We start from the raw sequence: 19,795 nt of genomic DNA, 5'->3' as shown, positions 1-19,795 counted from the left end.
CGGGCCGCCCACGTCCTTGTCCGCGTTGGCGGGCGATGGCGTGAAACCGGAGGATGTTGAAAATGAAGATCCTTGTGCCCGTGAAGCGGGTCATTGACTATAATGTGAAGCCGCGTGTGAAGGCGGACGGAACGGGCGTCGATCTGGCGAACGTCAAGATGAGCATGAACCCGTTCGACGAGATCGCGATCGAGGAAGCCATTCGGCTGAAGGAAAAGGGCGTGGCGACCGAAGTGATCGCGGTGTCGATCGGCGTCGCCAAGGCGCAGGAAACGCTGCGGACCTCGCTGGCCATGGGTGCGGATCGGGCGATCCTGATCCAGACCGACGATGAGGTCGAACCGCTGGGCGTGGCCAAGCTGCTCGCCAAGGTGCAGGAAGAGGAAGGCGCTGGCCTCATCATCCTGGGCAAGCAGGCGATCGACGACGACAGCAACCAGACCGGCCAGATGCTGGCCGCCCTGCTGGGCCTGCCCCAGGGCACGTTCGCGTCGAAGGTCGAAGTTGCCGATGGCAGCGTTTCGGTCACCCGCGAAGTCGATGGCGGGCTGGAGACGGTGAAGCTGTCGACGCCGGCGATCATCACCACCGACCTGCGCCTTAACGAGCCGCGCTATGCGTCGCTGCCCAACATCATGAAGGCCAAGTCCAAGCCCCTGGCGCAGAAGACCCCCGCCGATTACGGCGTGGACATCAGCGCCCGGCTGGAAACGCTCAAGGTGGTCGAACCGCCCAAGCGCACCGCCGGCGTCAAGGTCGCCGATGTCGATGAACTGGTCGCAAAGCTGAAAGCTCTGGGAGTCGCCGCATGAGCAAGACACTTGTTTGGGTTGAACATGAGGGCGGCGCCGTCAAGGACGCGACCCTTTCCGCCATCACCGCCGCCGCCAAGCTGGGCGAAGTGCATTTGCTGGTCGCCGGCCAAGGCGTCGATGGCGTCGCCGCCGCCGCCGCGAAGATTGCGGGCGTGGGCAAGGTCCATGTCGCCGATGATGCTGCTTTCGCTCATGCGCTGGCGGAGAATGTGGCGCCGCTGATCGTCGAACTGATGGGCCATCACGACGCCTTCGTCGCGCCGGCCACCAGCAACGGCAAGAATATCGCGCCGCGCGTCGCCGCGCTGCTCGATGTCATGCAGATCAGCGATATCCTGTCGGTCGAGAGCGAAGACACGTTTACCCGCCCGATCTATGCCGGTAACGCTATTGCCACCGTCAAGAGCAAGGACGCCAAAAAGGTCATCACCGTTCGCGGCACGGCTTTCGAAAAGGCGGAGCGTGACGGCGGCAGCGGCACGGTGGAAGCGGTCGCTTCGACCGGGGACAAGGGACTGTCGTCCTTCGTCGGCGCCGAGATCGCCAAGCTGGAACGTCCCGAACTGACCAGCGCCAAGATCATCGTGTCGGGTGGTCGTGCGCTCAAGGATGGGCCGACATTTGAAGAGGTGATCTTCCCGCTCGCCGACAAGTTGGGCGCTGCGGTCGGTGCGAGCCGCGCGGCGGTCGATGCGGGCTACGTCCCCAACGACTATCAGGTCGGCCAGACCGGCAAGATCGTCGCGCCGGAAGTCTATGTCGCCGTCGGCATTTCGGGTGCGATCCAGCATCTGGCCGGCATGAAGGACAGCAAGACCATCATCGCCATCAACAAGGATGAGGATGCGCCGATCTTCCAAGTCGCCGATATCGGTCTGGTGGGTGATCTGTTCAAAGTCGTACCGGAGCTTACCGGCAAGCTGTAAGCCAGCGTGACGATGTAGGAAAGGGCGCGGGGTAATCTCCGCGCCCTTTTTCATGTCATTCGCAGTTGATGTCGTTCTTGTCGATGGCCCGGCCAGCCAGAGCACCGCCTGCGCCGCCAAGGATCGTGCCCAGCGTCTTTGATCCGCCGGGCGCAATGACATTGCCCAGCACGCCGCCGGCAATGGCGCCGACAATGGTGCCGGTGGTGCCGTCGTCGCGCTTGCAATAATAGCGGCCATCGCGGTCGCGGTAAATCTGGTCGTTGTCGCGGATCGGACGACGGTTGTGGCGCGGCGGGCCGCGGCGGTCGCCAGGACGGTCATAGCCGTAACCGCCGCCATAATTGTCCGACGTACAGGCGCCCAATGGCAGCATGGCCAGCATGGCGGCGGCGAGGATGGGTTTCTTCATGGCGTCTCTCCTTATTACCCTTATGCCCTCAACAACCCGGCGCAGCAGCCATGGTTGCGTGGCGGTGACGAGTGCGGTCAAAAGAAAACCGCCCGCTGCGACCGCGAGAGGGGGAGCGGTGGCGAGCGGGCGGTGACCGGCGGCGAGCGGGGGGACTGGGCCGCCGGATGGGAAGGGGGTTAGTTGGGCAGCGGACGGTTGATCGCGCCGGTCGAGGTGACCAGCGGGGCGCTGACCGCGGTGTCCTTCGTCGCGCTCTGGTCGGCCAGGCTCGTCTTGGCGTCGTTGTAGCGGGTGACCAGGTCGTTCTTGAATTCGGTCAGCTTGCCTTCGTCGTAGAGTTTCTTGCCGACATAGCCGGCGATAGCGCCGAAGATCAGGGTGCGGATCATGTTATGCTCCATGGTTGCGGGTTCGGGGGGATAACCGGCGGCGGGGCCGGGGGTTCCAAGCCGCATTGCCTGGACGGTCGCTTTTGCTAGGCTTGCGACGGACGGTGCGTCGGGGGAGCCGAATGTCGGGATTCGATCTGGTGTTCGCGGCCTTTGGGCTGTTGCTGGGGCTGGCGATCAGTGAGGTGCTGGGCGGCTTTTCCAGGGCGCTCAAGCTGAAGCGGGGCGCCAGGGCGGTGCGGATCGGCTGGCTGACGCCGCTGCTGGGGCTGTTCGTGCTGCTCGACCTTACCAGTTTCTGGCTGACGGCCTATGAGGCGCGGGCGCAGATGGACGCCAATTATCTGACATTGACCGCGGTGCTGGCGCTGGTCGGGGTCTATTATCTGGCCGCGACGCTGATTTTCCCCGACGAGCCGGAAGACTGGCCCGATTTCGACCAGTGGTACGACCGCCACAAAAGGCTGGTGATCGGCGGCGTGCTGTGCGCCAATATCGGCAACATCGTCGGCCAGGTGGCGCTGGAAATCTATCGGCCATCGACCGGGCCGGCCCTGAGCGCAGATGCCGACTATTGGATGTCGCTGGCTCTGCTGGGGCTGTTCGGGGCGCTGATCGCCCTGCTGTTCGTGCGCCATCGCTGGGTCAACGGGGCGCTGCTGGTCGCGCTGATCGCGATTCTGCTGGTCGGCTCGGTCTATATGGACCAGCAGCCATAGTAGAAAGGCGGGCGCCGGAGCGCCCGCCATCCGGATTATTCGGCGTGCTGCAGGTTCACAGCGGCCATCTTGCCACGACGGTCCTGCTCCAGATCATAGGAGACGCGGTCCTTTTCGCGCAGCGTGGCGAGGCCAGCGCGCTCGACGGCGGTGATGTGAACGAATGCGTCCGGGCTGCCGTCATCGGGAGCGATGAAGCCATAGCCCTTGTCGGCGTTGAAGAATTTGACGGTTCCGACGATGCTCATGGTAGTTCCTTCTTTCGTGCGGCGCGGCCCGTGTGGTCGCACCGGATCGCTAAAGGGGCAGGGAAAGAAGGAAACAGGTGCCGCAAAGCGCCGAGAACCGTCGATTTGCGACTGTAGCTGCCTTCTCTTAGGGCATGGGCGGGCAAATAGCAAATCGGGGTGGGTTGGGCGCGGAGCCATCACCCGACCCTCGTTCGTTTCGAGCGCAGTCGAGAAATGTCGGCGGCGCTGGCGAGTGGTTTGACGCGGGCGTGGCGCTACCGCCTCTCGTCTACGCTCGAAGCGAACGGGCGGGCGGGGGGCGGCATCGGCCACGAGCGGGGTGGTTGAGGCGGCGGCGGCGATGCCCATCATCCCATCATCCCGCCCCAGCCATTGCGTCCGCGCACCCCGCGTCCTGCGCCAGGACGAAGCCGAAGAAATCGTCGCGGGCGAGGGCGGCGGCCTGTTCATAGGGGCGGCGTTCGGCGGCCTGCTGGGCGGCGAGCGCGTCTTCCTCCGCCTCCGTCAGGTCGCGCTCATAATCGTCGACATCGTAGATCGTGTCGCTGGCGTCGCCGTCGAAACCGGGCGGCGGCGGGAAATCGGTGCGCCAGCGGTCCAGTCGGTCGTCCCACCAGATGCCGCGCAACCGATCGGCGGCTTCGTCCGGCGGGAGATCGGCGAGATTTAGGGGTGGCGGATCGCGAAGTTCACACCGTTCATCATCAACGGAAAAGTGCGGGTTTTGCGGTTTGTGGAGCGCCATGCGCGCGGCGACGAACAGCGCGGCCGATGCGCCCGGAGACAATTGGCTTGAGAGGGCGGTGTCGGTATCGACCGGGGCGGGCGTGTCGGGCATGGAGCCGTCATAGAGGGTGGCGTCCTCCATCAGGCGCGCGGCCGGCTCCGCGCCGGTGCGGGGCAGGCCGAGGCGGTCGGCTTCGGCCTGGGCGTCGGCTTCCGGGCAAAGCATGTCGAGGTAGGCCGTGAAATCCTGCGCGACGACGCGGGCGAGCGCGGCGTCGGAGCCTTCGACCGGGCAATCGGCCATGCGATCGAGCCGGGCGAGCATCGACATGGCGAGCCGGTTGTCGTGGCGGTGGCGGGTGATTTCATCATTGTCGGGATCGCGGCGGATGGTTTCCTCCGTCCCCATGATGGCGCGGGCGAGCAAGGTGTCGGCCAGCCGCGCGCGGGCGATCAGGATCGCCGCGTCCCAGCCCAGGCGAAAGGCCGCGCCGTCGCGGCGGATGCGCAGCGTATAGGCGGAGCGGGTGGTGATGAACACGGCTTCGCAGGCGAGGCGGATGACGCCGGTCGCGGCGAGGACTTCGAGAAAACGGCGCTGGCGCGCGGGGCTCCAGCCATCGACGCGGCTTTGCGGCGCGGGGGTAGGGGTGGGGAGGATGGGGTCGTGATAGGACATGGGTCGCGTGCCTCCGGCTGAGGGGATTGCCGGGAGGATGGACAGAAAAGGGGCATGTAGGACAGCGAAATAGGATAAATCGGTTCAGGGATTTTCGATCGGCCAGCGGGTTTCGCGCGCCTTGCTGCCAAGGTCGATGAGATCGTCATTCGGGCTGCCGGATCGGGCGAGCGGGACTTCGCCGTCCGAGCCAAGGGATTCTTCCCATGGCTGGGCGCGCCGTTCCTGCTGCTTGTGTTGATAGGTTTCGTTGCGGACGCGCTTCATGCGCCGCCACAGGAGGGGCATCGCGACGAACGGCAGAAGCAGACAAGTGAAAAAAATGATGACGTCAATGATGCGTAGGTCGCCCGGATATCTTCAGGGATATTGCTGGCGACTATGGTGAAGCGCAAGTATCTGAATCCGGTCGGCCATGACGCGATAGACGAGGATATAGTTGGGATGAACCACAGCCTCTCGCGTGCCGGAAACACGGCCGGGCCGGTGAAGATAGGGATGGTCGGGCAGGCGATCGGCTGCGTGTTGGATAGCAGCACCAATGCGGTCGGCCGCCGCCGGATTCCGTATTTCGATATAGTCGATGACGCTTTCGAGTTTTCGCAGAGCGCTGGCTCTCCAGACGACCGGCAGCACTATGCTGTCTTACGTCTGTCAGTCTTTTTGCGGCGGTCGATAATGGCCTGCATCCGAGCCATCGCTTCGTCATGAGGGATGTCGGGTTCGTCCGATGCCATGGCGGCTTCGACCTCCGCACGGAACCATGCGTCATAGGCTTCCGCGTCTTTGGTCGTCGCGAACTCGGACTCGATGGGGGTGAGCTTGGTCATGGGGGGAGTGTAGCAGATGAGCGTGGTGGGGCCAATCGGGGTGCAGCAGGTTGGTCCGATATGGATCAGGTTTGGAGGGATTTAGTTATAACCTGCAAATGTAGTTGCAAGAATTCGCCTCCGTTATTCAAAAACTAATTTTTATTAAATCCCGCATCAATTGCTGAAATTGTCTTAATTGACCCGCCAAATGATTCGAAATTAATATCTCCTGGTTTCATATATAAATAGCTATTTTTCCCTACTAATATTCCACTATCTTCAGGATTATTTGCACGGCTTGCATGGTATGCGAGCATTTTTGCATTTTCCAGTGTGGATAATTGCTTGGAGTGCATGGAAAATAACATCATTAAAAACTCAAAATCCTGACCATCCGATTCTTCCATTTTCTTATTAACGAATACATCAGACATGCCCCAATCGGAGGAGTTTAAGATAGGGAATTCTGCGATCACATCGCAAACACTATTGTCATTTAATCTTAGGCTGGCTATCGATTTTAAATCGTGCGATATTCTTAATGATAACTGGATAACATTGGTTTTTCAAAATCAAAATCTGCGTTAGATCTCAATCTAATATTTTCACCTTGTATTCCTGATATGTATGATCCAAATTTTCCATTCTCATCAAAGTGTAAAATAGTTCTCATTTTCGAGAATTTACTTGAGCAATCAATTATATGTGCAAAGTTTTTTGGAACTGAATGGGCTCCCATTATCAAGCAAATATCTTGATTGGAAAATTTGGCCAGAATTTTATATCCTGCGCTAACTACTGCCTCGCCAATCTGAATAAAAAACTGAATTAAAAACGGGAATCCTGCGTATCCTAAATCTAATAGATCAGAAAAATCTTTTGGAAGAGTTTTAGAATAATGAGATCCGCCTGCCCTGTCGGAGAACCACTTAATTATGTTGATAACACTATATGAATTTTCTTTGATTTTTAATATTTTGTAATTAAGAAAATCGTCCAGATTTAGTCTGGTCTGCGAATTTATTTCTCTTTCAGAAGAAATTGGAAAGCCAGACATTGTCACTTCTGGTTTTATATCGTCTGGAAAAGAGTCCTGTAGATTATTTGCGTCAATAAACACAAAGAAATTTAATTCTATGTTGAAGCTATCTGCTATAACTTTGATAAGTGCATCTGCATCTTTTCTTTTTTCGCTCAGAATGGATCTAAGCTGCCCTGCAAGTGCTGGGATATAGTGTAATTTACCATCTCTACAATTTTTGCAGCAGTCATGAATCAGCATTAGCGAATCTTTAAGGTCCGCGAGTTTTCTGCCGGAAGTTTTATTTACTTCGAGTGGCCTGCTCATGCTGTCCTTTCCTACATCAAAATTTCCTCCGCCGCCAAAGCCTCCAGCCCCAGCAACGGCGCCAGATAGCGCCCGGTAAAGCTGCGCTTCTCCTTCACCACCTTCTCCGGCGTGCCTTCGGCGACCACTTCGCCGCCCTTGACGCCGCCTTCCGGTCCCATATCGATGATCCAGTCGGCGGTCTTGATGACGTCCAGATTATGCTCGATCACGACCACGCTATTGCCCTGGTCGACCAGCGCGTGAAGGACTTCGAGCAGTTTGCGGACATCCTCGAAATGCAGGCCCGTCGTGGGTTCGTCCAGGATATAGAGGGTGTTGCCGGTGGCGCGACGCGACAGTTCCTTGGCGAGTTTGACGCGCTGGGCTTCGCCGCCGGACAGGGTCGTGGCCTGCTGGCCGACCTTGACATAGCCCAGGCCCACTTCGGCGAGCATCGCCATCTTGTCGCGGATGGGGGGCACGGCCTTGAAAAATTCGACCGCATCCTCGACCGTCATGTCGAGTATGTCGGCGATGCTCATGCCCTTGAACTTCACCTCCAGCGTCTCGCGATTATAGCGCGCGCCGTGGCAGACGTCGCAGGTGACATAGACGTCGGGGAGGAAGTGCATCTCGATCTTGAGCACGCCGTCGCCCTGGCACGCTTCGCAGCGGCCGCCCTTGACGTTGAAGCTGAAGCGGCCGGGCTTGTAGCCCCGCGCCTGGCTTTCGGGGAGGCCCGCGAACCAGTCGCGGATGTTGGTGAAGGCGCCGGTATAGGTGGCCGGGTTGGACCGCGGGGTGCGGCCAATGGGCGACTGGTCGATGTCGATCACCTTGTCGCAATGGTCGAGGCCGGTGATCTTGTCATGCGGGCCGGCGACGATGCGGGCGCCGTTGAGGGCGCGCGCCGATGCCGCATAGAGGGTATCTATGGTGAAGCTGGATTTGCCTGACCCGCTGACGCCGGTGATGCAGGTGAAGGTGCCGAGCGGGATCGACGCGGTGACGCCGGTCAGGTTGTTGGCGCGGGCATTGTGGACGGTGAGTTTCTTGCCTGAGCCCTTGCGGCGTTTGGCGGGGACTTCGATGCGGCGGGTGCCGTTGAGATAGTCCGCGGTGACGCTGTCCTTGTGCGCCAGGATTTCGGCCAGCGTGCCCTGCGCCACGATCTGGCCGCCATGGACGCCTGCGCCCGGACCCATGTCGACGATATAGTCGGCGTGGCGGATCGCATCCTCGTCATGCTCCACGACGATGACGCTGTTGCCGAGGTCGCGCAGGCGTTTGAGGGTAACGAGCAGCCGGTCATTGTCGCGCTGGTGCAGGCCGATCGAGGGTTCGTCGAGGACGTAGAGGACGCCCGACAGGCCGCTGCCGATCTGGCTGGCGAGGCGGATGCGCTGGGATTCGCCGCCGGACAGGGTGCCGCTGGTGCGGTCGAGGTTGAGGTAATCGAGGCCGACATTGTTGAGGAAGCCGAGGCGCTCGACGATTTCCTTGAGGATGGCGCGGGCGATCTGCTGCTGCTGGTCGTTCAGATGATCGGGCATCGCGGTGAAGAAGGCGAGCGCGTCCACCACCGAGCGGCGGGTGGAGACGGAGATGTCCTCGCCCGCGATCTTGACGGCGAGCGCTTCGGGTTTCAGGCGCGCGCCGTGGCAGGTTTCGCAGGGCATGGCGGTCTGATATTTGCTCAGTTCCTCGCGCATCCAGGCGCTTTCGGTCTGGAGCAGGCGGCGATTGAGGTTGCCGATGACGCCCTCGAACGCCTTCTTGACCTCATAGCTCTTCTTGCCGTCGATGAAGCGCAAGGTGACGGGCTTGCCGCCGGTGCCGTGGAGGATGATGAGCTTCACTTCGCCCGGCAGATCGGCCCAGGGGGTGTCGAGCGAGAAGGCGAATTCCTTGGCGAGGGAGCCGAGCACCTGCATATAATAGGGGCTGGGCGGATTGGATTTGGCCCAGGGGACGACGGCGCCCTTCTTGATCGAGAGCGCTTCGTTGGGGACCACCAGTTCGGGGTCGAATTCCTGCCGCTCGCCCAGGCCGTCACAGGCCGGGCAGGCGCCCATGGGCGCGTTGAAGGAGAAGAGGCGCGGTTCGATGTCGGGGATGGTGAAGCCGCTGACCGGGCAGGCGAATTTTTCGGAGAAGACGATGCGGTTGGCGGGGATGCCCGCGCCCTTCATCTTCTTGTCGGCGGACTGTACTTCGTTTTCGCGGCCCGGCACGACGCCGTCGGCCAAGTCCACGAAGGCGAGGCCATCGGCGAGTTTGAGGGCCTGCTCAAAACTGTCGGCCAGCCGCGTGCCCATGTCGGGCTCCACGGCCAGGCGATCGACCACGACTTCGATGTCATGCTTGTATTTCTTGTCGAGGGCGGGCGCATCCTCGATCAGCATCATTTCGCCGTCGATGCGGACGCGGGTGTAGCCCGCCTTCTGCCATTCGGCGAGTTCCTTGCGATATTCGCCCTTGCGCCCGCGTACGACCGGGGCGAGCAGGTAGAAGCGGGTGCCTTCGGGCAGGAGGGCGACGCGGTCCACCATCTGCGACACCGTCTGCGCGCTGATGGGGAGGCCGGTCGCGGGGCTGTAGGGGATGCCGACGCGCGCCCAGAGGAGGCGCATATAGTCGTAGATTTCGGTGACCGTGGCGACCGTCGAGCGCGGGTTGCGGCTGGTCGTCTTCTGCTCGATGCTGATCGCGGGGCTGAGGCCCTCGATATGCTCGACATCGGGCTTCTGCATCATCTCCAGAAACTGGCGTGCATAGGCGGAGAGCGATTCCACATAGCGCCGCTGCCCCTCCGCATAGATGGTGTCGAAGGCGAGGCTGGATTTGCCGGAGCCGGACAGGCCGGTGATGACGATGAGGCTGTCGCGGGGCAGGTCTACGTCGACGCCCTTGAGGTTGTGCTCGCGCGCGCCGCGGACGGAGATGTGGGTGAGGCTCATGGGGCGTGTTGTTCCAGATTTGTTCTAATTGGGCAAGCGCTGGTGCGCCCTTGCGGGCGAAGATAGGGATTGGGCAGCGGCAGGGGAAGGTGGCCGGAAAGGCAAGTTTTGCTTGGCACGGCATGGCGGTCGCAACTAGGGTTGGCAGCAGCGGGGGACCAATGAGCAACAAACTCTATTATGGCAATAATCTGGACGTGGTACGCGCGTATGTGGCCAGTGAAGGCATCGATCTCGTCTGCCCGGACCCTCCGTTCCATTCCCAAGTTCATTATAATATCCTGTTCAAGTCGCCAAGCGGTGGCCAGTCCGACGCGCAGATCAAAGCGTTTGCGGATACCGGCAAGCAGGGGCGTTTGTTATGACCGATCAAACTTCACCTCTTTCCATCCCCCGTCACGAAGATTTCATGCTGCCCATACTTAAGGTGCTGGACAGCCATGGCGGATCGGCGACGAACGAGGAGATAGAGGAAGCGCTGATCGAGATGCTGGGGATGACGCCGCAGCAGATGGACGTGACCTATCCGACCTCCGGCGCGGCAGTGGTGCCCGACCGCATGTCGTGGGCGCGCAGTTACCTTAAATATCCGGGGCTGGTCGATAATCCCAAGCGCGGCATGTGGGTGTTGACCGACGACGGGCGGCAAGCCGTGTCGATGCCAGACGAGAAGGTTCGGCGGATGGTGGCCGATGCCTATAATGTGCATCAAATTGCACTGGCCGCGCGCCGGAAGGCCAAAGAGGCGGCGGCCATGGGCGATGACGCAGCGACGCCGACCCGAAACGAAGAAATCATCCTGCATGATCAGCCAACCGAGGAAGAAGAGGCAGAATGGTCCGATGCGCTGCTGAAAGTGCTTCGCACCATGCCGCCTGACGCGTTCGAACGGCTTACGCAGCGGTTGCTGCGCGAAAGCGGTTTCGTGCGGGTCGAGGTGACGGGCAAGTCGGGCGATGGCGGCATTGACGGGGCGGGCGTGCTGCGCATGAACCTCATCAGTTTTCAGGTGCTGTTCCAGTGCAAGCGCTATGCCGGATCGGTGTCTTCCCCCACTGTACGCGATTTTCGCGGGGCGATGCAGGGGCGGGCGGATAAGGGGTTGATCATCACCACCGGCACTTTCACCACCGATGCGCGCAAGGAGGCTACACGCGACGGCGCGCCGGCCATCGACCTGATCGATGGGGAAGCGCTGTGCCAGTTGCTGAAAGAGCGGGGGCTGGGCGTGCGGGTGCGGCAGGTGATCCATGAGGAAGTCGATATCGTCAGTGACTTTTTTGCGGAAATTTGAAACGCGCAAGGCGGCCTGACGCGTTCCCGTCCACCGCAAACCCACTGGCCAATCCGGCCGCGCTAGGGCAGAGGTTGCGCCCATGAGCCTGCCCGATCCGTCCCATTTCATCGCCGCCGGGCAGAGCGCCGAGGTGTTCCGGCTGGACGGGGGGCGAGTGCTCAAGCTGTTTCATGCGGGTATCGACCCCGGCATTGTCGAGCGCGAATATGCGATGATGCAGGCGATCCAGGCGACCGACTTGCCGGTGGCGCCGGCGCTGGGGTTGAAGGAAGCGGGCGGTCGGCGCGGGATCGTCTATGGCGAGATGGCGGGGTCGGACCTGCTGGTCCATTTGCGCCAGAAACCGTGGCGTTGGCGCTGGGCGCTGGCGCAGATGGCGCGGTTGCAGCAGCATATCCAGGCGCAGCGCTTGCCGATGCTGCGCAGCCGCAAGGCGATATTGGCCGAGGATATCGAGGTGGCGCCAGTGGGCGAGAGGCTGCGCGCCGCCGCGATCGAGCGGCTGGACCAACTGATCGAGGGAGACGCGCTGTCCCATGGCGATCTGCACCCGGCCAATCTGATCGTGACGCCCGACGGACTGGCGGTGATCGACTGGTCGCGGGCGGCGCGCGCCGCAGCGCCGACGGACGTGGTGCGGACCGAGATGCTGATGCGCTTTGGTCCCGGCCAGACGGGGGGATGGTGGGAGGAGAAGATACGGGATCAGGCGGCGGCCCAGTATATCAGCCGCTATCGGGCGGTGACGGACATGGAGCCGGAGGCGCTGGCGGCGTGGCGACCGCTGGTGGCGCTGGCCTGGTTGCGGCAGCGGCTGCCGGCGCGAAACGACGCCTTTGCGCTCTATCTGGACGAGGCGCTGGCCGCCGCAGGATTGCCCGCGATCGACCAGTGAATGCTGGCTTGGCGAGGCCCGCCATGTCGTTCGTGGCGCGCTGAGGGCCGTTGGTCCGGCGCGGATGCCGCCGGGCGCTGCGCATGGGCGGATCATCGAAGCGGGGCAGATCGGGCGCGTTCACCTGCTATGGTGGGGCATCGGCAGAGCGCGGCGCCATCAGCCCCGTTAAGCGACGGTTCAGCGCCGATGGCGTCGTCTCCGCCATATAGCTTTATCCCCGATCCGGTGCCCGACAGCATCTGGATACGCCCCCGGCCTTCCCTTGCGCCGGGGGCGTTTTCGCGTCTGGCGCTGGCGGCTGGGCGATTCGTCTTTCCCTTACGGCAATATGGCGCGCGCATGTCGTTCGCATGGGCGCGGATGTCGTTCGTCGCGCCGTTCGTCCGCTTTCCTCTGTCCTTGGTCGCCGATCCTGTCGTTGGCCGATGCGGATCGCCATCGGTCGAAGCGGGCGGGCGCGGCGCACGCGGCAAGGGTAACAAGATGAGGCGAACGGGGCAGGATGCCGACCCCAAAAAGACCCTCTGGCTCCCCCCGTTCGCACCCGGCGCCCCGCACAGCCCCCCTTTGCAGCGGTGCGCCGGTCACAACAGATTTTGAGGAGATAAGCCCATGTTCGTAGCACCCAAATTCGCCGCCGCCGTTGCGTCCCTTGCCCTGCTGGCCAGCGCCGGCGCCGCATCCGCCGAAGACTTCGTCTCCAATGGCCGCACCAGCGCCGTCTATCATGGCGACCTGGACCTGACCCAGCCGGCGCACCAGCAGCAGCTCCGCAGCCGTATCGCCCGCGCCGCCAGCCGCGTGTGCTCCTCGATGGACCTGGCCGCCGCGCAAGCGTGCAAGGTCAAGGCGGTGGCGCAGGTCCAGGCCCCCGTCAGCGCCGCCATCGCCCGCGCCGAAACGGGCGAGCGCTATGCCGACGCGGGTGGGGCGGATGCGGGCAAGGAGATGCGGCCGGTCGTGGGCAACTGATCGTCCCGCCCGCCATGTAGAAGGCCCGGTTCGCGCCGGGCCTTTTTGCGTTGGGCGACGGTAAAAGCGATTCAGAAATCCGGGCGGCGCTTGGCGCGGAAGGCGGCGACGCCTTCGGCGAAGTCGGGCAGGGTGAAGGCGTCGCGGAACAGCGCCAGCGTCGTCGCGTCGTCGTCCGCTTGTCCGTCGAGGATGCGGCGGACGATCGCCTTGGAGGACTGGACGCTGTGCCGGGCGTTGGCGGCGATGGTGCGTGCGAGGGCTTGCGCCGCGGCGAGCGGATCGGGCGCGATCTCCTCGATCAGGCCGATGGACAGGGCTTCGTCGGCGCTGTGGAGCGCGCCGGTGTAGAGGATGCGCTTCGCGCGGGCGGGGCCGACCAGGTCGACCAGCAATTTGGTGTCGAACAGCGAATAGACGATGCCGAGTTTCGCTGGCGTAATGCCGAGGCGGGCTGTGGGCGCTGCGATGCGCAGGTCGCAGGCGATGGCGAGGCCGCAGCCGCCGCCGACGCCATCGCCGTCGATCGCGGCGATCACGGGCTTTGGCGCATGGGCGAGGGCATATTGGCTGGCGCGGATCGCGGCCTGGTTGGCGACGCGCCAGTCTTCTTGCGCAGAGCAGGTCGCAAATTCGTTGATGTCCGCGCCAGCGCAGAAGAGGCCGGGGGCGGCGGAGGCGAGGATGAGGACGCGGATGGCGTCATCGGCCATCGCCTGGCCGACGAGGGCGGGCAGGGCTTCCCACATCGCCTGGGTCATGGCGTTGCGACGGTCGGGCCGATCGATCAGCAGCCGGGCGACGGGACCGTCATGCTCCAGGCGCAGGGTCATGACAGGCGCGTCATGCCGGCCAGCGCCGGAGCAGCGGGACCAGTTCGTCATAATGGTGGATGACGGCGTCGGCGTCGAGATTGTTTACAGGGCCGTCGAGGAAGCCGAAGCCGACCGCGACATTGGCGATGCCGGCATTGCGTGCGCCCGCTATGTCGTTGATCGTGTCGCCGATGAAGATGGCGCGGCCGCCGCCCGCGCGGGCGATCATTTCGCGGATCGGGGCCGGGTCGGGCTTGGCGACGCCGACCGTATCGCCGCCCACGATCGCGGCGAAGCGGTCCGACAGGCCGAGCTGGCGCATCAGCGGGATGGTGAAGCGTTCCGCCTTGTTGGTGCAGATGGCGAGCGTGACGCCGGCCTCCGCCAGCGCATCCATCGCGTCCAGCAGGCCGGGATAGGGGACCGAGTGGATGGCGAGATTCTGCTCATAATAGTCGAGCAGGATCGGCAGGAGGGCATCTAGCATGTCCGCGGTGTAGCCGCCCGATGCGTCTAGCGCCCTGGCCAGCATAACCTTTGCGCCCTTGCCCACAAAGGGGTGGATCGCGGCGGCCGGAAAGGGCGGGCGGTCGATCGTGCCGATGGCGTAATTGACCGCGGCGGCGAGATCGCCGCTGGTGTCGATCAGGGTGCCGTCGAGGTCGAAGCCGACGATGTCGAAGGGGATGGGATCGATGGGGGGGCTGGTCATGCCGCCGCCATGCCGCGTGCGCGGTGGCAATGGCAAGGCAAACATGGCAGAGAGCGGCAAGATTCCTCCTCCTGCCAGGGACGCTTTCATCGTGACTGTACCCGACTCGTCTTCGCGCCCGCTCGCCGTCATCATCCTTGCCGCGGGGCAGGGGACGCGGATGAAATCCAGCCTGCACAAGGTGTTGCACCCCGTGGCCGGGCGGCCGATGCTGCTGCACCTGCTGGCGAGCGCGGGCGCATTGTCGCCACAGCGGCAGGTCGTGGTGGTCGGCGCGGGGCGCGAACAGGTCGAGCAGGCGGTGGCCGGCACCGGCGCGATCGTCGCGGTGCAGGCGCAGCAACTGGGCACGGGCCATGCCGTCGCCCAGGCGCATGATGCGCTGGCGGGATTCGCGGGCGACGTGCTGATCCTTTATGGCGACGTGCCGCTGGTGAGCGCGGGCACGATGCGCGCGATGCTCGATCGGCTGAGCCGGGGCGACGAGCCGCGCGCTGTCGTGCTGGGCTTTCGCCCCGATGACGCCGCCGCATACGGCCGGATCATCGCCGATGGGCAGGGCATCATCGAGAAGATGGTGGAATTTAAGGATGCAAGCGAAGCCGAACGCGCCGTTACCTTGTGCAATAGCGGGTTGATGGCGGTGCGATCGACCGACCTGTTCGTGCTGCTCGACCAGATCGGCAACCAGAATGCCGCGGGCGAATATTATCTGCCCGACATCGTCATGCTGCCCGGTGGGACAAGCGCGGTGATCGAGACCGACGCCTGGGAAGTGGCGGGCGTGAACAGCCGGATCGAACTGGCGGGCGTGGAGGCGATGTGGCAGGCGCGGCGGCGGAACGAGGCGATGCGCGATGGCGTGACGCTGGTGGCGCCGGAAACGGTGTTCTTCGCCCATGATACCGTGCTGGGCCGCGACGTGGTGGTGGAGCCCAATGTCGTGTTCGGGCCGGGCGTGACCGTGGCGGACGATGTCGTGATCTACGCCTTTTCCCATCTGGAAGGCGCGAGCGTGGCAAGCGGCGCGGCGATCGGCCCCTATGCGCGGTTGCGGCCGGGGGCGGATATCGGCCCCAACGCCAAGGTCGGCAATTTCGTCGAGATCAAGAAGGCGCGGCTGGACGAGGGGGCGAAGGTCAACCACCTGTCCTATATCGGCGACGCCAGCGTGGGGGCGGGCGCCAATATCGGGGCGGGTACGATCACCTGCAATTATGACGGCTTCTTCAAATATAAGACGCAGATCGGCGCGGGAGCGTTCATCGGGTCCAACAGCGCGCTGGTGGCCCCGGCGACCATCGGCGCGGGCGCGATCGTAGCGGCCGGCAGCGTGGTGACGAAGCCGGTGGAGGCCGATGCGCTGTGCCTGGTGCGGCCCGCGCAGGTCGGCAAGGCGGGATGGGCCAAGCGCTTTCGGGAGCGGATGATGGCGCGGAAGAATGCAAAAGCATAAGCGGCGCTTCACCCTCACCCTTATCGGCGCATTCGCGCCTCTTTCCCTCTCCCGTCGGGAGAGGGAAGGGGCCTGCCGCCGCAGGCGGTGGAAAGGGTGAGGGCGGCTGGCGTTACGGCGCGGCATCGCCTTCGCGCCCTGCTCATCATTCTGCTCGTCCTTTCACTTGGTATCGCCATTTTCGCTTTATGGCTGTTCCTGAACGCCAGCGCCATGCCGGTCGTGCGGCGGGCGGAGGTGGCGTTGCCCTTTCCCGCCGCCGCGCCGCGCACGCCCGTCACCGTCGCGCTGCTGACCGACACGCATTTGTCGGGGCCGGACGGCAGCCGGGATCGGCTGGCGCGGATCGTGGCGCAGATCAATGGGTTGAAGCCCGACCTGATCCTGCTGGGCGGCGATTATATCGGCGATGACAAGGGGTGGAGCAGCTATGATGCGCGGGCGAGCATTGCGCCCTTTGCGGGGTTGCGCGCGCCGTTGGGCGTGGTGGCGGTGCTGGGCAATCATGACAGCCGCAGCAAGTTGAATCGCCGGGCGTTGAGCGGGCCGGACTGGCGGGCGGCGTTTGCGGGGATCGGCGTCACTCTGTTGCAGGATGGCGCGGCGCGGCGCGGGCCTTTGGCGATCGGCGGGTTGAAGGATATTTACACCCGCAAGATCGACATGCCCGGCACGCTGGCGGCGATGGATCGGGTGGGCGGCGCGCCGGTGATATTGTCGCATGGGCCGGACGTGTTCCCGCGACTGCCCGACCGGGAGTCTCTGACGCTTGTCGGCCATAGCCATTGCGGGCAGATCGCCCTGCCGTTTTTCGGCATCGTCTATGTACCGTCGAAATATGGGACGCGCTATGCGTGCGGCCGATATCGCGAGGGCAAGCGGACGATGATCGTGTCGGGCGGGGTGGGGACGAGCAGCGCGCCGGTGCGGATGCTGGCGCCGCCTGATATCTGGCTGGTGACTATCAAGCCCCTGCGAGGCGATTGACTTGATATCATGATATGATATCATGGCATCATGCGTTTCCTGGCCGATATTCCCGACGAAGATGTCAAATGGCTCGACCAGATCGCGCGCGAGCAGGGCAAGTCGCGCGCGGCGGTGTTGCGGGAGGCGGTTTCCGCCTACCGTCCGCAAACATCGAAAGATTGGCTGGAGCAGGGTTTCGGCGCGTGGGCGCGGCATGGGGTGTCGGTCGATCCCGATGAATATGATCGGGCGCGGCGGGCGGAATGGACCCGCCCGTGGGATGATGATTATGATGAAGTTCGCGCCGCGTCGCCCGAATATTTCACGCAAGAGGATGACAAGGAGCGGGCGCATTATCTGGCGCTGACGAAAAAGGCGGCCGGGACGAAGGCGCCAGAAAAGGGCAAGAAGAATGGCGCATGAGCGGCTATAGTCTCGATGCCAATATCGTCATCGACGCCTTATTGAATCATGAGCCGGCGCATCGCGAAATTTTCCGCATAGCGGACAGCGGCGCGCGCATGTGGATCAGTCGCATGGCGTGGATAGAGATATTGTCGAAAGGCAATGAATCGGCTGTCCGCGACGTGTTGATGTTTCTGGGGCAGTTCGGCCTAGACGAAATCGATGACGAGATATCGCGTCGGGCGGCGGCGTTGCGCCGTGAACGGGCACGGCTCAAGTCGCCAGACGCCATCATCCTGGCCACGGCGCAATTGCGCGGCCGCGTGCTGGTGACACGAAATACAAAGGATTTCCCGGCAGAGATGCCGGGCATCCGCGTTCCCTATACACTCTGAAAGGCTTTCCGGCACATGTGCGGCATCATCGGCATCATCGGCAAGGACGACGTGGCGGAACGGCTGGTCGACGGTTTGAAGCGGCTGGAATATCGCGGCTATGACAGCGCGGGGGTGGCCACCATCCATGACGGCGCGATCGAGCGGCGGCGGGCCGAGGGCAAGTTGGCGAATTTGGTGCGCGAATTGCGCGACGAGCCGCTGCCCGGCACCACCGGCATCGCGCATACGCGCTGGGCGACGCATGGCGCGCCGACCACCAGCAACGCGCATCCCCATGCGACCAGCGAAGTGGCGCTGGTCCACAATGGCATCATCGAGAATTTCAAGCCGCTGCGCGCGGAATTGATGGCGCGGGGGCGGCATTTCGACAGCCAGACCGATACCGAGGTCGTCGCCCATCTGGTGAGCGAACTGGTGGAGCAGGGCGCGTCGCCGCGAGAGGCGGTAGCGCAGATATTGCCACGGCTGCATGGCGCGTTCGCGCTGGCGATCGCGTTCCGCAGCCATCCCGACATGCTGATCGGGGCGCGGCTGGGGTCGCCTTTGGTCGTGGGCTATGGCGATGGGGAAACCTATCTGGGGTCGGACGCGCTGGCGCTGGCGCCGCTGACGCAGCGCATCGCCTATCTGGAAGAGGGCGACTGGGTCGTCATTACCGCCGACGGGGCCGAAATCTTCGACAAGGACAACCAGCCGGTCGAGCGGCCGGTGACGATTTCCGGCGTGTCCGGCGCGATGATCGACAAGGGCAATCATCGCCACTTCATGCAGAAGGAGATTTACGAGCAGCCGGTGGTCGTCGCCCAGACGCTGCGCTCCTATCTGCGCCGGATGGAGAATGAGATCGCCATGCCGGACATGGAGTTCGACCTGGGCGCGGTGAAGCGGATCACCATCGTCGCATGCGGCACGAGCTATTATGCCGGGCTGGTGGCGAAATATTGGTTCGAGAAATTCGCCCGCGTGCCGGTCGACATCGATGTGGCGAGCGAGTTCCGCTATCGCGACCCGGTGCTGGAGGCGGGCGGGCTGGCGCTGTTCATCAGCCAGTCGGGCGAGACGGCCGATACGCTGGCGGCGTTGCGCCACGCCAAGGCGGAGGGGCAGATCATCGCGGTGGTGGTGAATGTGCCGACCAGTTCGATGGCGCGCGAGGCGGACCTGCTGCTGCCGACCCATGCCGGGCCGGAAATCGGCGTGGCGTCGACCAAGGCGTTCACCTGCCAGTTGGCGGTGCTGGCGGCGCTGGCGGCCAATCTGGCGCGGGCCAAGGGGAAACTGACGACGGAAGAAGAGGCCGAAATCGTCTGGCATTTGTCGGAAGCGCCGGCCGCGCTCAATGAGGCGCTGAGCCGCGACGGGCAGATCGAGGCGATGGCGCACCTGATCGCGCCAGCGCGCGACGTGCTGTATCTGGGGCGCGGGCCGGATTATCCGATGGCGCTGGAAGGGGCGCTGAAGCTCAAGGAAATCAGCTATATCCATGCCGAGGGCTATGCCGCGGGCGAGATGAAGCATGGGCCGATCGCGCTGATCGACGAACTGGTGCCGGTGATCGTGATCGCGCCGAGCGGGCCTTTGTTCGAAAAGACCGTCAGCAATATGCAGGAAGTGCAGGCGCGCGGTGGCAAGGTGGTGCTGATTTCCGACGCGGAAGGGATCGCGGCGGCGGGCGATGGCTGCATGGCGACGATCGAGATGCCCAAGGTGCATCCGCTGATCGCGCCGCTGGTCTATGCGGTGCCGGTGCAGTTGCTGGCCTATCATGTGGCGGTGGCGAAGGGGACGGATGTGGATCAGCCGCGCAATCTGGCGAAGTCGGTGACGGTGGAGTAAACCGACTATTCTTGT

24 protein-coding genes are annotated in these 19,795 nt (G+C 63.3%); 12 read left to right on the top strand and 12 right to left on the bottom strand.

Going from position 1 to position 19,795, the window contains the following annotated elements:
- Positions 1-62 precede the first annotated feature (62 nt).
- On the top strand, positions 63-812 hold the full coding sequence (locus V473_RS11160; RefSeq protein ID WP_066605528.1) for an electron transfer flavoprotein subunit beta/FixA family protein: 750 nt from the start codon (positions 63-65) through the stop codon (positions 810-812).
- A complete protein-coding gene (locus tag V473_RS11155; RefSeq protein ID WP_066603923.1) occupies positions 809-1,741 on the top strand; it encodes an electron transfer flavoprotein subunit alpha/FixB family protein in 933 nt (310 codons plus the stop codon). Before V473_RS11160 ends, V473_RS11155 begins: the two co-directional genes overlap by 4 nt.
- Positions 1,742-1,796: 55 nt before the next feature.
- Here the strand turns inward: V473_RS11155 and V473_RS11150 are convergent, their stop codons facing one another.
- Together V473_RS11150 and V473_RS11145 are read right to left on the bottom strand one after the other, a co-directional pair.
- Positions 1,797-2,153, bottom strand: coding sequence for a glycine zipper 2TM domain-containing protein (locus V473_RS11150; RefSeq protein WP_066603921.1), 357 nt, complete (start codon positions 2,151-2,153; stop codon positions 1,797-1,799).
- A 179-nt stretch (positions 2,154-2,332) separates the two neighbouring features.
- The gene (locus V473_RS11145) at positions 2,333-2,545 is read right to left on the bottom strand and encodes a hypothetical protein (protein WP_066605525.1); all 213 of its coding nucleotides are present in this window, start codon (positions 2,543-2,545) and stop codon (positions 2,333-2,335) included.
- A 122-nt stretch (positions 2,546-2,667) separates the two neighbouring features.
- On the opposite strand from V473_RS11145, the gene V473_RS11140 reads away from it, so the two are divergent.
- Positions 2,668-3,264: a hypothetical protein gene (locus tag V473_RS11140; RefSeq protein ID WP_066603917.1), complete on the top strand. Its 597-nt coding sequence runs from the start codon at positions 2,668-2,670 to the stop codon at positions 3,262-3,264.
- A gap of 35 nt (positions 3,265-3,299) precedes the next feature.
- Here the strand turns inward: V473_RS11140 and V473_RS11135 are convergent, their stop codons facing one another.
- The 8 genes from V473_RS11135 to uvrA all read right to left on the bottom strand — a co-directional run bounded on the left by V473_RS11135 (position 3,300) and on the right by uvrA (position 10,022).
- Entirely contained in the window at positions 3,300-3,512 is a 213-nt protein-coding gene (locus V473_RS11135) for a cold-shock protein (protein WP_066603914.1), read from the bottom strand.
- 358 nt (positions 3,513-3,870) lie between these two features.
- Positions 3,871-4,920, bottom strand: a complete 1,050-nt coding sequence (locus tag V473_RS11130) for a hypothetical protein (protein ID WP_066603911.1) — start codon at positions 4,918-4,920, stop codon at positions 3,871-3,873.
- An 84-nt stretch (positions 4,921-5,004) separates the two neighbouring features.
- Complete coding sequence (locus tag V473_RS11125) at positions 5,005-5,187, bottom strand: hypothetical protein (RefSeq protein WP_148648365.1); 183 nt, start codon at positions 5,185-5,187, stop codon at positions 5,005-5,007.
- A 93-nt stretch (positions 5,188-5,280) separates the two neighbouring features.
- Positions 5,281-5,556 (bottom strand): type II toxin-antitoxin system RelE/ParE family toxin, encoded by a 276-nt coding sequence (locus V473_RS11120; RefSeq protein ID WP_244884377.1) that lies wholly within the window; start codon positions 5,554-5,556, stop codon positions 5,281-5,283.
- Positions 5,556-5,750, bottom strand: a complete 195-nt coding sequence (gene relB / locus V473_RS11115; RefSeq protein WP_066603901.1) for a type II toxin-antitoxin system RelB family antitoxin — start codon at positions 5,748-5,750, stop codon at positions 5,556-5,558. Before relB ends, V473_RS11120 begins: the two co-directional genes overlap by 1 nt.
- A 134-nt stretch (positions 5,751-5,884) precedes the next feature.
- A complete protein-coding gene (locus V473_RS23570) occupies positions 5,885-6,208 on the bottom strand; it encodes a hypothetical protein (RefSeq protein ID WP_148648364.1) in 324 nt (107 codons plus the stop codon).
- A 62-nt stretch (positions 6,209-6,270) separates the two neighbouring features.
- Complete coding sequence (locus V473_RS23565; protein ID WP_148648363.1) at positions 6,271-7,080, bottom strand: hypothetical protein; 810 nt, start codon at positions 7,078-7,080, stop codon at positions 6,271-6,273.
- An 11-nt stretch (positions 7,081-7,091) separates the two neighbouring features.
- Positions 7,092-10,022 carry an excinuclease ABC subunit UvrA gene (gene uvrA, locus V473_RS11110; RefSeq protein WP_066603894.1) on the bottom strand — a complete coding sequence of 977 codons (2,931 nt, stop codon included), beginning with the start codon at positions 10,020-10,022 and terminating at the stop codon, positions 7,092-7,094.
- A gap of 161 nt (positions 10,023-10,183) precedes the next feature.
- Between uvrA and V473_RS11105 the strand changes: the two genes are divergently transcribed.
- From V473_RS11105 to V473_RS11090, 4 genes are all read left to right on the top strand, one after another.
- A complete protein-coding gene (locus V473_RS11105; RefSeq protein WP_066603892.1) occupies positions 10,184-10,387 on the top strand; it encodes a hypothetical protein in 204 nt (67 codons plus the stop codon).
- Between the two features lie 44 nt (positions 10,388-10,431).
- Positions 10,432-11,316, top strand: a complete 885-nt coding sequence (locus V473_RS11100) for a restriction endonuclease (RefSeq protein ID WP_201785496.1) — start codon at positions 10,432-10,434, stop codon at positions 11,314-11,316.
- 82 nt (positions 11,317-11,398) lie between these two features.
- A complete protein-coding gene (locus V473_RS11095) occupies positions 11,399-12,214 on the top strand; it encodes a phosphotransferase (protein ID WP_066603886.1) in 816 nt (271 codons plus the stop codon).
- 615 nt (positions 12,215-12,829) lie between these two features.
- Positions 12,830-13,189 carry a UrcA family protein gene (locus V473_RS11090; protein WP_066603884.1) on the top strand — a complete coding sequence of 120 codons (360 nt, stop codon included), beginning with the start codon at positions 12,830-12,832 and terminating at the stop codon, positions 13,187-13,189.
- A 71-nt stretch (positions 13,190-13,260) separates the two neighbouring features.
- On the opposite strand, the gene V473_RS11085 is transcribed toward V473_RS11090, so the two are convergent.
- Positions 13,261-14,022, bottom strand: a complete 762-nt coding sequence (locus V473_RS11085) for an enoyl-CoA hydratase/isomerase family protein (protein WP_066603877.1) — start codon at positions 14,020-14,022, stop codon at positions 13,261-13,263.
- A 10-nt stretch (positions 14,023-14,032) separates the two neighbouring features.
- Positions 14,033-14,701 carry an HAD family hydrolase gene (locus tag V473_RS11080; protein ID WP_201785520.1) on the bottom strand — a complete coding sequence of 223 codons (669 nt, stop codon included), beginning with the start codon at positions 14,699-14,701 and terminating at the stop codon, positions 14,033-14,035.
- A gap of 175 nt (positions 14,702-14,876) precedes the next feature.
- On the opposite strand from V473_RS11080, the gene glmU reads away from it, so the two are divergent.
- From glmU to glmS, 5 genes are all read left to right on the top strand, one after another.
- Positions 14,877-16,172, top strand: coding sequence for a bifunctional UDP-N-acetylglucosamine diphosphorylase/glucosamine-1-phosphate N-acetyltransferase GlmU (gene glmU, locus V473_RS11075; protein WP_066603870.1), 1,296 nt, complete (start codon positions 14,877-14,879; stop codon positions 16,170-16,172).
- A gap of 96 nt (positions 16,173-16,268) precedes the next feature.
- Positions 16,269-17,159 (top strand): metallophosphoesterase, encoded by an 891-nt coding sequence (locus tag V473_RS11070; RefSeq protein WP_066603869.1) that lies wholly within the window; start codon positions 16,269-16,271, stop codon positions 17,157-17,159.
- A gap of 30 nt (positions 17,160-17,189) precedes the next feature.
- A complete protein-coding gene (locus V473_RS11065; protein WP_082679071.1) occupies positions 17,190-17,564 on the top strand; it encodes a ribbon-helix-helix domain-containing protein in 375 nt (124 codons plus the stop codon).
- Positions 17,561-17,941, top strand: a complete 381-nt coding sequence (locus V473_RS11060) for a PIN domain-containing protein (RefSeq protein WP_066603858.1) — start codon at positions 17,561-17,563, stop codon at positions 17,939-17,941. Before V473_RS11065 ends, V473_RS11060 begins: the two co-directional genes overlap by 4 nt.
- 15 nt (positions 17,942-17,956) lie before the next feature.
- Positions 17,957-19,780, top strand: coding sequence for a glutamine--fructose-6-phosphate transaminase (isomerizing) (gene glmS / locus V473_RS11055; RefSeq protein WP_066603849.1), 1,824 nt, complete (start codon positions 17,957-17,959; stop codon positions 19,778-19,780).
- The last annotated feature ends 15 nt before the right edge of the window (positions 19,781-19,795 follow it).

Origin of the sequence: Sphingobium cupriresistens LL01, assembly GCF_001046645.1 — a bacterium.
Taxonomy (GTDB): domain Bacteria; phylum Pseudomonadota; class Alphaproteobacteria; order Sphingomonadales; family Sphingomonadaceae; genus Sphingobium; species Sphingobium cupriresistens.
The sequence above is the reverse complement of the archived record's forward strand: the minus strand, read 5'-3'. Positions and strand labels throughout refer to the sequence as shown.

Bases quoted from the DNA above. Each gene is read 5' to 3' on its own strand.
- V473_RS11160 (WP_066605528.1), top strand. From the start codon at position 63: ATGAAGATCCTTGTGCCCGTGAAGCGGGTCATTGACTATAATGTGAAG.
- V473_RS11155 (WP_066603923.1), top strand. From the start codon at position 809: ATGAGCAAGACACTTGTTTGGGTTGAACATGAGGGCGGCGCCGTCAAG.
- V473_RS11150 (WP_066603921.1), bottom strand. From the start codon at position 2,153: ATGAAGAAACCCATCCTCGCCGCCGCCATGCTGGCCATGCTGCCATTG.
- V473_RS11145 (WP_066605525.1), bottom strand. From the start codon at position 2,545: ATGATCCGCACCCTGATCTTCGGCGCTATCGCCGGCTATGTCGGCAAG.
- V473_RS11140 (WP_066603917.1), top strand. From the start codon at position 2,668: ATGTCGGGATTCGATCTGGTGTTCGCGGCCTTTGGGCTGTTGCTGGGG.
- V473_RS11135 (WP_066603914.1), bottom strand. From the start codon at position 3,512: ATGAGCATCGTCGGAACCGTCAAATTCTTCAACGCCGACAAGGGCTAT.
- V473_RS11130 (WP_066603911.1), bottom strand. From the start codon at position 4,920: ATGTCCTATCACGACCCCATCCTCCCCACCCCTACCCCCGCGCCGCAA.
- V473_RS11125 (WP_148648365.1), bottom strand. From the start codon at position 5,187: ATGAAGCGCGTCCGCAACGAAACCTATCAACACAAGCAGCAGGAACGG.
- relB (WP_066603901.1), bottom strand. From the start codon at position 5,750: ATGACCAAGCTCACCCCCATCGAGTCCGAGTTCGCGACGACCAAAGAC.
- V473_RS23565 (WP_148648363.1), bottom strand. From the start codon at position 7,080: ATGAGCAGGCCACTCGAAGTAAATAAAACTTCCGGCAGAAAACTCGCG.
- uvrA (WP_066603894.1), bottom strand. From the start codon at position 10,022: ATGAGCCTCACCCACATCTCCGTCCGCGGCGCGCGCGAGCACAACCTC.
- V473_RS11105 (WP_066603892.1), top strand. From the start codon at position 10,184: ATGAGCAACAAACTCTATTATGGCAATAATCTGGACGTGGTACGCGCG.
- V473_RS11100 (WP_201785496.1), top strand. From the start codon at position 10,432: ATGCTGCCCATACTTAAGGTGCTGGACAGCCATGGCGGATCGGCGACG.
- V473_RS11095 (WP_066603886.1), top strand. From the start codon at position 11,399: ATGAGCCTGCCCGATCCGTCCCATTTCATCGCCGCCGGGCAGAGCGCC.
- V473_RS11090 (WP_066603884.1), top strand. From the start codon at position 12,830: ATGTTCGTAGCACCCAAATTCGCCGCCGCCGTTGCGTCCCTTGCCCTG.
- V473_RS11085 (WP_066603877.1), bottom strand. From the start codon at position 14,022: ATGACCCTGCGCCTGGAGCATGACGGTCCCGTCGCCCGGCTGCTGATC.
- glmU (WP_066603870.1), top strand. From the start codon at position 14,877: ATGAAATCCAGCCTGCACAAGGTGTTGCACCCCGTGGCCGGGCGGCCG.
- V473_RS11065 (WP_082679071.1), top strand. From the start codon at position 17,190: ATGCGTTTCCTGGCCGATATTCCCGACGAAGATGTCAAATGGCTCGAC.
- V473_RS11060 (WP_066603858.1), top strand. From the start codon at position 17,561: ATGAGCGGCTATAGTCTCGATGCCAATATCGTCATCGACGCCTTATTG.
- glmS (WP_066603849.1), top strand. From the start codon at position 17,957: ATGTGCGGCATCATCGGCATCATCGGCAAGGACGACGTGGCGGAACGG.